Below are 12,081 nucleotides of genomic sequence, written 5' to 3'. Positions count from 1 at the left end.
TGATGTGCCTGGCTTGCCCTGTCAAAGGGCGACGGTTTCGCCGTATTCCGGTATCCGCACCTTGCAATGGCCAGTCAGTCGCGCCTGCAATACCTGCGTCGCCTGCGGCTCGCCATGCACCAGAAAAACCTGGCCTGGCCGCGGCTGCATGCCGGTGAGCCACTGCTCGATCTGCTGCGCATCGGCATGCGCCGAGGCGCTGGCGAGCTGCACGACCTCGGCGCGGATGGCAAGCTCACGCCCCAGCAGCTTGATGGTCTTCTCCCCCGCGGCGATGCGCGCACCGCGCGTGCCGCCGGCCTGGTGTCCGGTCAGCAGGATCATGTTGCGGTGGTCGCCCGCGTACAGCGCCAGATGGTGCAGCACGCGCCCGCCGGTAGTCATGCCGCTGGCGGAGAGGATGACGCGCGGGCCGTGCAGGCGCGCCAGCGCCTTGGATTCCTCCACGCTGTGAACCAGCGTCGTGCCGCGCGCCATGGCCTGCAAGGCGGCGCTGTCCAGCCGGTGCTCGCCGCGGTGGTCCTGGTAGAGCTGCGTGGCCTGCACCGCCATCGGGCTGTCGAGAAACACCGGCAGCGCCGAAGGCAGGGCGCCGTGCTGTTTGAGCTGGGCGATCGCATGCAGCACCGTCTGCGCGCGCCCGATGGCAAATACCGGCACCACCGCCACCCCGCCGCGCGCCGCAAGCCGCGACAGCGGCGCGGCGATATCGTCCAGCACGCTGCTGGCCGGGTGGCTGCGGTCGCCGTAGGTGGATTCCACCAGCACCGCATCGGCCGGCGGCGGCGGCTCCGGCGCGCGCATCAGGAGATCGTCCGGCCGCCCCAGATCGCCCGAAAACAGAATGCGCCGGCCATCCACCTGCAGCAGCACGCTGGCCGCGCCCAGGATGTGACCGGCGCGGCTGAAGCGCACTTGCCAGCCTGGCAGCGGCTCGAAGGTCCGCTGCCAGGGCCTGGGTTGCAGCAGATGCAGGCTGTGCAATGCATCCTGGCGCGTGTAGAGCGGCAGCGCGGGCTGGTGCCTGCTGAGTCGGTGGCGGTTCAGGTAGGCCGCATCCTCCTCTTGCAGATGGCCGCTGTCGGGCAGCAGGATGGCGCACAGATCGCGCGTGCCGGCGGTGCAGAACACGGGGCCGCCAAACCCCGCGCGGGCCAGCAGCGGCAGGTAGCCGCTGTGGTCCAGATGGGCATGGGTCAGCACCACGGCATCGATGGCGGCGGGTGCCACCGGCAAGGGCTGCCAGTTGCGCTCGCGCAGCAGCTTGTAGCCCTGGAACAGCCCGCAGTCCACGAGCAGCGCCTTGCCGCCGTGGCGCACGAGGTATTTGGAGCCGGTGACGGTGCCGGCACCGCCGAGGAAAGTGATGCTCACGGACATGGCGGCGATGATGCACCACCGCCATGTCCCCGCTGGCGCCAGCACAAAAAATGGCCTGGCCAGTGCCGGCCAGGCCATTCATTCCCGTCTTGGCAGGCGTGCGATTACAGAGCCGTCAGATTGCCGGATTCGACATGGAAGCCATTCTGAATGGCCTGCACGGTGTTCGCATGCACCTGCGCGCGTGTCAGCGTGCTGGGCGTGTCGGGTGCCGGTGTGGCATTCATCATGCCGGAGGCAGGCCGGTGCGCGATGGCGGCATTGCGCACGTCGGCACGTTGCAGCGTGCTCGTCATGCTTTGGCCTTCGTCAAAATAGGGTGCGTTGCCAGCGGCAGGTTGCGTGCCTGCGGCGAAAGCGGAACCAGCGAACATGAGGCCAGCGGCAAGAGCGATGGTGGAATAGAGCTTGGTCATGATTTTCTCCTTCAATCACAAGGCCCGAATCTTTGGCATCCATCTGGATGTCGGTGGGGAGAACCGGGCTTTTTGTTCCCCTCGTTGCATTATTGGATGCGGGCAGACTGCGCTGCGTGACAGGAAAATTTTCAGAATCCAAGAGCGATGAACCATGGGTGAATACGACGCCATCATCAGCGCGCTCAACCGGCAGGGCTGGAGCGTGAGCGACGCTGCCGTCGCGCCCGCCTGGTGCGATGCATTGCGTAGCTATGCGCAAGAGCTGTGGACGGCCAACTGCTTCGAGCCGGGCGAGTTCGGTCTCGACCCCGCAGGTGGCAAAGAACCTGAAGTGCGCGGTGACGCGATCTGCTGGGTGCCCCCGGGCTCGCGCCTCGCGCGCCACCCTTTCTTCGACTGGATGGCAGGCCTGCGGGCAGTCTTGAACGAGCGCTTTGCCATGGGCCTGCGCAGCCAGGAATTTCACTTTGCCCGCTACCCCGAGGGACGCGGCTACCGCAAGCATCTGGACCAGCACCGCGGCAGCCATGTGCGCAAGATTTCCATCGTGCTGTACCTCAACGATGGGTGGAATGAGTCCGATGGCGGCGAGCTGTGCTTCTACCAGCCGACGAACCCGGACATCGAGCTGGCGCGCTTTGCGCCATTGAGCGCGCGTCTGGCGGTGTTCGTCAGCGGTCTGATGCCGCATGCGGTGCTGCCGTGCCGCAGCACGCGCTGGAGTGTGACGGGCTGGCTGCGCACCGATGAAATGCCTGGGTAACTATTCTATCGATAGCTGCTATCGCTTTGCTGGCATGCGCTACAGCCAGTTTTGTTTAAATCGTGAACTGCAGCGCCGCCAGCCGTGCATAGGCGCCGCCCGCGGCCACCAGCTGCGCGTGGCTGCCTTGCTCGATGGCGCGGCCATGCTCCAGCACGATGATCCGGTCCGCATGCTGCACGGTCGCCAGCCGGTGCGCGATCACCAGCGTGATGCGGTGGCTTGCGTGCTGGTGCAGCGCGGCATCCAGCGCCTGCTGCACCGCGCGCTCGCTGGCGGCGTCGAGCGCGCTGGTGGCCTCATCGAGCAGCAGGATGGGCGCATCCTTGAGCAGCGCGCGCGCAATCGCGATGCGCTGGCGCTGCCCGCCCGAGAGGCGCACGCCGTGCTCGCCCAGAAAGGTGTCATAGCCCTGCGGCAGCGCGGTGATGAACTCGTCGGCAAAGGCGGCGCGCGCGGCGGCCAGCACCTCCGCGCGCGTGGCTTCGGGGCGGGCGTAGCGGATGTTTTCCAGGGCACTGCTCGAAAAAATCACCGCCTCCTGCGGCACCGTCGCAATGCGCTGGCGCAGCGCGTGCGGAGCCAGCGCGCGCAGGTCTTCACCGCCCACCAGAATGCGCCCGCCGCCCACGTCGTAGAAGCGCTGCAGCAGCTGGAACACCGTGGATTTGCCTGCGCCGCTGGCGCCCACCAGCGCCACGGTTTCGCCCGGTGCCAGGCGCAGCGTGAAATCCGCCAGCGCGGCGCGATCCGGGCGCGAGGGGTAGTGAAACTGCACCGCTTCGAAGGCCACATCCAGCGCACGCCCAGGCGCTATCTGCCGCAGTGCCGGTGGCTGGGGCGCGCGGATCGCGGGCTCGGTGGCCAGCAATTCCATCAGCCGCTCGGTGGCGCCAGCGGCGCGCAGCAGGTCGCCGTAGACCTCGCCCAGCACCGCCACGGCACCGGCCAGGAACAGCGCATAGACGATGGTCTGGCCCAGGTTGCCGGCGCTCATCTGCCCGGCGATCACCGCCACGCTGCCGCGGTACAGGCCCCAGAGCAGCAGCGCGGCGTTGGCGATGATGATGAACGCCACCAGCGCCGCGCGCACGCCGCTGCGGCGCACGGCGGTGCGAAACGCGCTTTCCGCCGCCGCCGCAAAGCGCGCCGCCTCGCGCGGCTCTGCCACAAAGCCCTGCACCACGGGAATGGCGCCCAGCACCTCGGCGGCGATGGCGCTGGTGTCGGCCACGCGGTCCTGGCTGGCGCGCGACAGGCGGCGCACGCTGCGCCCTATCCACATCGCGGGCAGCACCACCACCAGCACGGCGGCCAGCGCCACCGACATGATGAAGGGGTTGGTCCAGACCAGCATGATGAGTGCGCCCAGGCCCAGCACGGCATTACGGAGTCCGAGCGAAAACGATGAGCCGATGACGGTCTGCACCAGCGTGGTGTCCGAGGTGAGGCGCGAGAGCACCTCGCCGGTCTGCGTGGTCTCGAAGAACTGCGGGCTCTGGCGCAGCACGTGGGCGTAGACCGCACTTCTGAGATCCGCCGTCACGCGTTCGCCCAGCCAGCTCATCATGTAATAGCGCGCCGCCGAAAACACGCCCACCGCCACCGCCACGCCAAACAGCAGACCAAAGTGCGTGCGCAGCCGCCCGGCATCGCCGCCGCCCGGCATGCCCTGGTCGATCAGCTGGCGCAGCGCCAGCGGAAACGCCAGCGTGGCCAGCGCGGCAAGCAGCAGGAAGGCGAGCGCCGCGGCGATCGGCCAGCGGTAGGGGCGCAGAAAGGGCAGCAGCGCGCGCAGGGCGTGCGGGGCAGGGCGCGGGGCAGTGGTCGAAGACATGGCGCTCAGTGTAAAAACAAGGGGTGTCCTTGCATGGATATCTCCAGGAGAGACTTGTGAGCGAATCGACTCAAATGCCGTTGCAGGCTTGCAGCATTGACTTTGGCACGCCGGGCTATGGGCGGCAGGAGCATTGGAGTGCGGGCTTCCCACCCGGTCTGTCCCTCATCGTCGATGCAGAGGGCGAGGCCAAGACCGCGCTGCTGCGTCTGCTGGCAGGCGAGACGGCGCCCGAGACCGGCGCCGTGCTGTGGCAGGGCAGCGATCTGCGCGCGCAGGTGCGCAGCAATCCTGCGCTGGTGTTCTGGCGCGATCCGCGCGCCGATTGGCCGGACATTTCACCCGTGCAGTGGGCGCGGCAACAGGCCATGCGCTATCCCGATTGGAGCGAAACCGCCTGGCAGGCGCATGCGCAGGGCCTGGGGCTGCAGGAGCATCTGCACAAGGAGATGTTTCGCCTGTCCACCGGCGGCAAGCGCAAGGTGCTGCTGGCGGCGGCGCTGGCCAGTGGCGCGCCGCTCACGCTGATCGACGAGCCCGAGGCGGCGCTGGATGCAACGTCGATCCGCTATCTGCATCGGGCTTTGGCTGAAGAAGCAAAACACCACCAGCGCGTGTGCGTGGTGGCGAATTTTGAGGAGATGCCGGAGGTGAAATGGGGACAGATCGTCCGGTTGGGTGTCTGAGCTACCCCGTGTGAGGGTGAGCGGCTCAATGCCGATCTCAAGTACGCGCTGGATTCACGTGTGCAGGTGCGCACCAAAGATAAGCTGCGCCGCGCCACAGAAGCGCACATGAACATGCTGGGCAACAACCCGCAGCGTGCGCGCTCATACTTCGAAGACCCGAAGATCAAATATGCCGCCTGATGCAATTCTTAATTGCCGGGTCTATAGTACATCCGGAGAGACAGAAGAAACCCCGCCAAGGGAGAAACTCTCTGGCAGGGCACGAGGGGCGCCGTTATGCGGGCGCCTTCAGGTCGCAGTTGTCCGTCACTTCTTGCAGGTAAAGTTTTCAGCGCGCTCACTGTCCCCTGTGCCGTTGTAACGAGCAATCAACGGATAAGGGCAGAGCGGGCGAGTTCTGTCCACGGCCCAATCTGCCGGAACTTCTCTATTCGCGCCGCCCGCGTTGCCCTCGCCCCTAGCGGTTGCAACAATTTGATCAGGCGCGATGCCCTTCTCAACCCATTTGACTAATGCGTCGAGAGCGTCGTACTGGTCCGTAGAAATTCCGCCGCTGCTGTGATTCATGCCAGGCACACGAAAGAAGCGCGCGAAGTCAGCGGCCTTACCCTTGTTCTCGGTGTCGAGTTCGTCGTACCAGCGCTTGGTGTCATCAATCGAAAACACACCATCAGAAACGCCCTGAACGACGATCATCTTGCCGCCCCTGTCCCGCAAGGCGTCCAGCTTCGTGGGGTTCGGTGGCGTCATGAAAGACCAGGAACTCTCCGTATAGGTCGCGTTCGTCTGAAACAGTTTCGGGTAGTCCATGTCGAAGTTGTAGTTGAATGCGAAGGCACGAGTGTTACTCACTATCGTCGGGTCCGGCGGCACTTGGAAGATGATGCCGACAGCGACTGGATCGCGCGACGCCCCCACAGAACTGCTGAACTTCCAGCTCGCCCACCCCGAGCCTGCCAGACCAGGGTCGTAGGGCTGGGTCGCATAAAGGCGTTCACCGCGGCTATTGACCGGACCTGCGTACATGAGATCGATGGCGCTCTTCTGCGCCACCGTGAGGCAGGTTCCGTCTCTCGCACCGGAACAGGTGGGTACATGGTCAAAAATGTTGAACGCCGTCTGGCAGGCTTCTACGTCCTGAACAAGTCCATCCGTTACTCCGTCGAGACCATCGCAACGTTCAAGAATCTTCTTCGCAACTATTTGCCGCTCTGCGACGGTGAAGCCGGTAGCCAAGTCATTCTCGTCTGTCGCTACCTTGCGGAACTGCTGCGCGGTGTACAGCTGAGCGGCGGCAGCTTTTGGCAGGTTAAAGCCGGGTGAGTTCGCCAACACCCCATCGTAGTCCTGCGGGAGACGAGCTGCCGTGACCATCGCGTGTCGGCCGCCGTTCGACGAGCCGCCGACGTAAGACCTATCGGGTTCCTTCCCATATGCCGCCTTGATCAGGGCTTTGGCCATTGGGGTCAATTTCTTTACGGCTCCGTAGCCGTAGTCAATGCGGGCTTCCGGGTCCATGCCGAATAGAGGGTTTTGCGAGGAGCTGTGCCCTGCATCAGATGAGATGACGGCAAACCCGCGGTAAAGGGCGTTGGTCAACGGGCCGCCACTGCCCACAGCGCCGGTCGCACTCGACACACTGCCGTCCGTTCCCCCATTGCCTTGGTAGAGATAGCGACCATTCCAATCCAGTGGGAGCCGCATCTGGAAGCTAACAGCATATGTTTGACCGTCTACAGGGCTCACGCGCTCATTCATCTTCCCGGTGACAACGCAGTGCGCGCCAATGTCTTTCCCAGCTACTTTCAGTGACCCAGCGACAGCCGTCGTGACGGATGAGATGGCCGTATTAGGAAAGCTGAACGACAAGAGAGCGTCGCAAGTGCCCTGAAGCGGTGCGCCAACTGCTGCTGACAACCGAGGCAGCTCGGGCTGCCCTGGCTGCGTAGGAGTCGGATCAGAGCCGCCACCACACCCCGCAATGAGTAATGCGCTAGCGAGTGGGATCGCACCGACAGTCGAAAAAGGCCTAAAAATTCTCATGTGCTATCTCCAATGGATTCTGTCTTTCGTTCCGAGCTTCGAGTCGGTATTACACGGACGATTGATATATCAAAAAAACTATTATAAATAATCAATCTATCTATCTTCATTAGGAAGAACGATAAAATTTTGTGACAAATAAGTTCTTTCTGATAACTAATGTAGGTGACGGCGATTTGTGGGTCCATTGGTATAAACCCGGGTGCCCGAAGCCAACTGCGCCGTGCCTTAGACTCACGCGCATGGAGGGGGATTGCGTGCAACAAGAAATTCCGGGTGGGCTGGATCATTCGAAGCTGTTGACCTTGTTGGGCTACAACTTGGCCCAGGCCTCCGTCCCGACGCTCAGGATCTTTGTCTCCAACATCGGCAAGCCATTCAAGGTGACGCAGGTGGAGTTCTCGATCCTCGTTCTCATCCACAGCAATCCAGGCGCCACGAGCAAGCAGCTATGCCAAGCGCTCGCGAGTTCAGCGGCGAGAATGTCACTGCTTCTTGACCGTCTTAGCGAGCGTGACTTGATTGCACGAGAGCAGAGCGATGTGGACAAGCGATTTCAGCACCTGAGGCTTTCGAAGTCCGGAGAGCAACTCGTCGGCAAAGCCCTGGACATTGCGTCCACGATGGAGACTGACCTGCTAAACAGTCTCAGTCGAGGGGAGCGTCTAGTCCTAATGGAATTGCTCTGGAAGATTGCTACCGCGAGCATGGGCCGCTAGCTGTAGTTTCTCAACACGTTGTTCCCCTCGAAGCCAAGGCATGGACTTCAACTTCAGTTCGCCTACTGGTGCGGCGCATGCAGCGTTCGCCCAGAAGTGGTGTGGCTGCGGATGGGTGATGGAGACAGCGGGGTGGCGCATGCGATGGGCTGACGGCACAAAACGATGCCGCCTGGAATTTTTCAAGCCAAATCGGCCTCCAGCACCCGCTGGCAAAGCGCAAAGCGCTATTGGATTTGCCAACTTGACCCTGCTTTGCGCTTGCTTGCTTTCTCATAATCTGCTTCGCCTGCAACTACACGGTGGCATCGCAGCGCTTGTGCAATGCACTGGAGACGAGGGCGGGCCGCTCGAATGGTGGTGCACGCAAATGCCCAGCAGCTGCTGTAGGACTTTTTCGCGGACGTTGACCGCGTGCTGTTGGAGGTGAGCAAGCCATGAAAACCGCAGGTTTTACTAAATCCATCGTCATCGGCATCCTGCCCCAAGAGCAGATTCGCCAGCGCGTGCTGGCCATTGCGCGTGGCGACTACAAGCCCAAGCCGGGCGAGCCCAAGGTCTGGTTCACCTCAATGAAATCGTTGGCCGAAGTGTTGAGCGACGACAACCGCGCCTTGCTGCGTGTCATCGCCGAAACCGAGCCCGAATCGATCTCGGCGCTGGCGCAGGCTACCGGGCGCAAGCCGGGCAACCTGTCGCGCACACTCAAGACCATGTCCAATTACGGCATCGTCGATCTCAAGCGCGAAAGCAACACCGTGCGCCCCGTGGCCAAGGCCACCGAGTTCCGCATCGTCGCCGCGTAGCCCTTGGGGGCTCGCCGCAGTCCGTGCGACCGCTCGACGACCATCAGGCTCTCAGATCACGCCCTGCTGCAGCATCGCATCGGCCACCTTCACGAAGCCGGCCACGTTGGCGCCGGTGATGTAGCTCATCTTGCCGTCGGCGCGCTTGCCGTGCTGCAGGCAGGCGGCGTGGATGTTCTGCATGATGCCCAGCAGGCGCACGTCCACTTCATCGCGCGTCCAGACCAGGCGCACCGCGTTCTGGCTCATTTCCAGGCCCGAGGTGGCCACGCCGCCGGCGTTGCTGGCCTTGCCGGGGGCGTAGAGCACGCCGGCCGCCTCGAAGGCCTTGGCGGCCTCGTTGGTGGAGGGCATGTTGGCGCCTTCGGCCACGCACTGCACGCCGTTCTTGATCAGGGCGCGGGCGTCGTTTTCATCCAGCTCGTTCTGCGTGGCGCAGGGCAGGGCCACGTCCACCGGCACATGCCAGGGGCGCACGCCGGCGTGGAACTTGGCGCCGACGCGGCTGGCGTAGTCGTCCACGCGGCCGTATTGCTCGTTCTTGACCTGCATCAGGATGGCGAGCTTTTCCGGCGTGAAGCCTTCCTCGTCGATCACCGTGCCGCTGGAGTCCGAGCAGGTGACGACCTTGGCGCCCTGCTGCAGTGCCTTTTCAATGGCGTACTGAGCGACGTTGCCGGCGCCGGAGACCGACACGCGCAGGCCGTCCAGACTCTTGCCCTGGGCCTTGAGCATTTCGTCAACGAAGTACACCAGGCCGTAGCCCGTGGCCTCGGGGCGCAGCAGCGAGCCGCCAAAGCTCATGCCCTTGCCGGTCAGCACGCAGTCGGCGCGGTTGGTGAGCTTCTTGATCATGCCGGCGATGAAGCCGACCTCGCGCCCGCCCACGCCGATGTCGCCGGCCGGCACGTCGGTGTCGGCGCCCACATGGCGGAACAGTTCGCTGGCGAAGGCCTGGCAGAAGCGCATGATTTCCGCCGGGCTGCGGCCCTTGGGGTCAAAGTCCGAGCCGCCCTTGGCGCCGCCCATCGGCAGCGTGGTCAGCGCGTTCTTGAAGGTCTGCTCGAACGCCAGAAACTTGAGGATGGAGAGATTGACCGAGGGGTGCAGGCGCAGACCGCCCTTGTAGGGGCCAATCGCCATGCTGTGCTGGATGCGGTAGCCGCGGTTGACATGCACCTGGCCCTTGTCGTCCATCCAGCTCACGCGGAACATCACCACCCGCTCGGGCTCGACGAGGCGTTCGAGCAGGGCCTGATCGGTGTAGCGCGGGTGGGCTTCGAGGAAGGGCCAGAGGGTTTCCATGACCTCGGTCACGGCCTGCAGAAATTCGGCCTGGCCAGCATTGCGTTGAGCGACATGATCCAGAAACTGACCAGCGGAAAGACGGGCACCCATGTAAAACACCTTCAGGAAAATTGATGCGACGCAGCATTATGCCAAAAAAGCATGTATTCATGCGTTTGATTTCTGCGGGCGAGTGCTGGCCTGGAGAAAAACGGGGTCAGAAAGTCAAAAATTAACGTCCGCGCAGGAACAGCGCGTCCAGCTCTTTCATCGACAGCTGGCGCCAGGTCGGGCGGCCGTGGTTGCACTGGTCGGAGCGCTCGGTGGTTTCCATCTGGCGCAGCAGTGCGTTCATCTCGGGCAGGGTGAGCTGGCGGTTGGCGCGCACCGCGCCGTGGCAGGCCATGGTGCCCAGAATTTCGTCGCGTGCGCGCTGGATGACGGTGCTGGCCTCATGCTGGGCGAGTTCGGCAAGCACGTTGCGCGCAAGCTCCACCGCATCCCCCTGTGCGAGGGTGGTGGGCACGGCGCGCACGGCCAGGGTGCGGGCGGAAAACGGCGTGATTTCCAGCCCCAGCGTGGCGAGCGTCTCTGCCTGCGCTTCGGCCGTGGCCACCTCGACGGGGGTGGCGGCAAACGTGGCGGGGATCAGCAGCGGCTGGCTGGCGATGCGCTGCGTGCCGTCCAGCTGCGCCTTCAGCCGCTCGTAGACGATGCGCTCATGCGCGGCATGCATGTCGACGATGACCAGGCCCTGGGCGCTTTCCGCGAGGATGTAGACACCGTGGATCTGCGCGATGGCGCGGCCCAGCGGCCAGGGGGCTGGATCGGGGCCGGAGGCGGCCGCGAACGTTTGGGCGGGCGCCGGCGCCCACGCGGAAACTGGCGCGCGGGCCGCCTCAGGTGCGGGCGCATAAGCGGGTGGAGCAGGCGCGGGCGACCAGAGCGCTGAAAGGTCTGCCACGCGGTGGCCGCTGGGTTCTCCTAAATGTAGAGCTGCTTGCGCAGGCCGGGCGGGCGTTGAAGGCATTTTTGATGCCTGATCCTGCACTGGTGCGGGCTTGGCGTTGTGGGCCAGCAGCTGCGCGCGCGGCGCGGCCAGCACGTTCTGCAGCGCGTGCAGCGCGGCCTGGTGCACCTCGCGGCTGTCGCGAAAGCGCACCTCGATCTTGGTCGGGTGCACGTTCACGTCCACACGCTCGGGCGCTATTTCCACATGGAGCACATAGACCGGCTGGCGCTGGCCGTGCAGCACGTCTTCGTAGGCGGCGCGTGCCGCATGCTGCAGCACCTTGTCGCGCACGAAGCGGCCGTTGACATAGCTGTACTGCTGGTCGGCGCGCGCGCGCGAGGCAGTAGGCAGCCCGGCGCGCCCGGTGATGAGCAGCGGCCCCGCCTGGTGGTGCACCGGCAGCGATGCGGCGATGAATTCCTCGCCCAGCACATCGCCCATGCGCCGCTGCAGCGCGTCGCCATCGGGTGCCGTGCCCGGCGTGAAGCTGGCGCGCCACTGCCGCACCAGCCTGCCCTCGTGCCAGATGGCGAAGCCGACATCGGGGCGGGCCAGCGCGTGGCGGCGCACGGCTTCGATGCAGTGGGCCAGCTCGGTCGCGTCGCTCTTGAGGAATTTGCGCCGCGCGGGGGTGGAGAAAAACAGCTCCTTGACCTCGATCGTGGTGCCGATGCCGCGTGCCGCCGGGCGCAGCTCGCCGCTGCGGGCATGCAGCAGGAAGGCGCTGGCCTGGTCGGCGGTGCGCGAGAGGATGGAAAGCTCCGATACCGAGGCGATCGCCGCCAGCGCCTCGCCGCGAAAGCCCATGGTGGCGACCGATTCGAGGTCGCCGAGGCTGGCGATCTTGCTCGTCGCGTGGCGGCGCAGCGCCAGCACCAGCTCGGCCTGCGCGATGCCGCAGCCGTCGTCTTCCACCGTGATGAGGCGCACGCCCCCGGCGAGCAGCCGCACGGTAACCTGGGTGGCGCCGGCATCGAGCGCGTTGTCCACCAGCTCGCGCACCACGGAGGCCGGGCGCTCGACCACCTCGCCGGCGGCGATCTGGCTGATCAGCTCGTCGGGCAGTTCGTGGATGGGGCGGCGGGGATCGGTGGTCATGGGGCGATTCTAGAAAGCGCCGCGCCCC

The 12,081-nt window shown here is 64.7% G+C and carries 10 protein-coding genes and 1 pseudogene; 5 read left to right on the top strand and 6 right to left on the bottom strand.

From position 1 onward, the window contains the following. Positions 1-21: 21 nt before the first annotated feature. Positions 22-1,380 (bottom strand): MBL fold metallo-hydrolase, encoded by a 1,359-nt coding sequence (locus tag K320_RS0103140; protein WP_024537425.1) that lies wholly within the window; start codon positions 1,378-1,380, stop codon positions 22-24. 104 nt (positions 1,381-1,484) lie between these two features. After that, positions 1,485-1,796: a DUF4148 domain-containing protein gene (locus tag K320_RS0103135; RefSeq protein WP_024537424.1), complete on the bottom strand. Its 312-nt coding sequence runs from the start codon at positions 1,794-1,796 to the stop codon at positions 1,485-1,487. 154 nt (positions 1,797-1,950) lie between these two features. On the opposite strand from K320_RS0103135, the gene K320_RS0103130 reads away from it, so the two are divergent. Then, positions 1,951-2,562, top strand: coding sequence for a 2OG-Fe(II) oxygenase (locus K320_RS0103130; RefSeq protein ID WP_024537423.1), 612 nt, complete (start codon positions 1,951-1,953; stop codon positions 2,560-2,562). A gap of 55 nt (positions 2,563-2,617) precedes the next feature. Here K320_RS0103130 and K320_RS0103125 read toward each other — a convergent pair whose 3' ends face one another. Beyond that, positions 2,618-4,399 carry an ABC transporter transmembrane domain-containing protein gene (locus tag K320_RS0103125; protein ID WP_029695757.1) on the bottom strand — a complete coding sequence of 594 codons (1,782 nt, stop codon included), beginning with the start codon at positions 4,397-4,399 and terminating at the stop codon, positions 2,618-2,620. A gap of 56 nt (positions 4,400-4,455) precedes the next feature. Here K320_RS0103125 and K320_RS0103120 point away from each other — a divergent pair, with 56 nt between their 5' ends. Further along, the gene (locus K320_RS0103120) at positions 4,456-5,085 is read left to right on the top strand and encodes an ABC transporter ATP-binding protein (protein ID WP_245593811.1); all 630 of its coding nucleotides are present in this window, start codon (positions 4,456-4,458) and stop codon (positions 5,083-5,085) included. A gap of 18 nt (positions 5,086-5,103) precedes the next feature. Next, positions 5,104-5,268 (top strand): annotated as a pseudogene (locus K320_RS19410) (IS630 family transposase); the annotation flags it as partial. A 126-nt stretch (positions 5,269-5,394) separates the two neighbouring features. On the opposite strand, the gene K320_RS0103110 reads toward K320_RS19410, so the two are convergent. After that, positions 5,395-7,131 (bottom strand): tannase/feruloyl esterase family alpha/beta hydrolase, encoded by a 1,737-nt coding sequence (locus tag K320_RS0103110; protein WP_029695755.1) that lies wholly within the window; start codon positions 7,129-7,131, stop codon positions 5,395-5,397. 257 nt (positions 7,132-7,388) lie between these two features. Here K320_RS0103110 and K320_RS0103105 point away from each other — a divergent pair, with 257 nt between their 5' ends. Next, positions 7,389-7,850: a MarR family winged helix-turn-helix transcriptional regulator gene (locus K320_RS0103105; RefSeq protein ID WP_245593810.1), complete on the top strand. Its 462-nt coding sequence runs from the start codon at positions 7,389-7,391 to the stop codon at positions 7,848-7,850. A 437-nt stretch (positions 7,851-8,287) separates the two neighbouring features. Continuing rightward, positions 8,288-8,656, top strand: a complete 369-nt coding sequence (locus tag K320_RS0103100; RefSeq protein ID WP_024537419.1) for an HVO_A0114 family putative DNA-binding protein — start codon at positions 8,288-8,290, stop codon at positions 8,654-8,656. 51 nt (positions 8,657-8,707) lie between these two features. Here K320_RS0103100 and gdhA read toward each other — a convergent pair whose 3' ends face one another. Continuing rightward, positions 8,708-10,054 (bottom strand): NADP-specific glutamate dehydrogenase, encoded by a 1,347-nt coding sequence (gene gdhA / locus K320_RS0103095; protein ID WP_024537418.1) that lies wholly within the window; start codon positions 10,052-10,054, stop codon positions 8,708-8,710. A gap of 121 nt (positions 10,055-10,175) precedes the next feature. Then, positions 10,176-12,053, bottom strand: coding sequence for a DNA mismatch repair endonuclease MutL (mutL, locus tag K320_RS0103090; RefSeq protein ID WP_024537417.1), 1,878 nt, complete (start codon positions 12,051-12,053; stop codon positions 10,176-10,178). Positions 12,054-12,081: the final 28 nt, after the last annotated feature.

The organism is Comamonas badia DSM 17552, from assembly GCF_000484635.1.
In the GTDB taxonomy this organism is placed as follows: domain Bacteria; phylum Pseudomonadota; class Gammaproteobacteria; order Burkholderiales; family Burkholderiaceae_C; genus Comamonas_C; species Comamonas_C badia.
Note: the sequence above shows the minus strand (reverse complement) of the source record. Positions and strands in the feature narration are given on the sequence as shown.

Bases quoted from the DNA above. Each gene is read 5' to 3' on its own strand.
- K320_RS0103125 (WP_029695757.1), bottom strand. From the start codon at position 4,399: ATGTCTTCGACCACTGCCCCGCGCCCTGCCCCGCACGCCCTGCGCGCG.
- K320_RS0103110 (WP_029695755.1), bottom strand. From the start codon at position 7,131: ATGAGAATTTTTAGGCCTTTTTCGACTGTCGGTGCGATCCCACTCGCT.
- gdhA (WP_024537418.1), bottom strand. From the start codon at position 10,054: ATGGGTGCCCGTCTTTCCGCTGGTCAGTTTCTGGATCATGTCGCTCAA.
- mutL (WP_024537417.1), bottom strand. From the start codon at position 12,053: ATGACCACCGATCCCCGCCGCCCCATCCACGAACTGCCCGACGAGCTG.
- K320_RS0103100 (WP_024537419.1), top strand. From the start codon at position 8,288: ATGAAAACCGCAGGTTTTACTAAATCCATCGTCATCGGCATCCTGCCC.
- K320_RS0103140 (WP_024537425.1), bottom strand. From the start codon at position 1,380: ATGTCCGTGAGCATCACTTTCCTCGGCGGTGCCGGCACCGTCACCGGC.
- K320_RS0103130 (WP_024537423.1), top strand. From the start codon at position 1,951: ATGGGTGAATACGACGCCATCATCAGCGCGCTCAACCGGCAGGGCTGG.
- K320_RS0103135 (WP_024537424.1), bottom strand. From the start codon at position 1,796: ATGACCAAGCTCTATTCCACCATCGCTCTTGCCGCTGGCCTCATGTTC.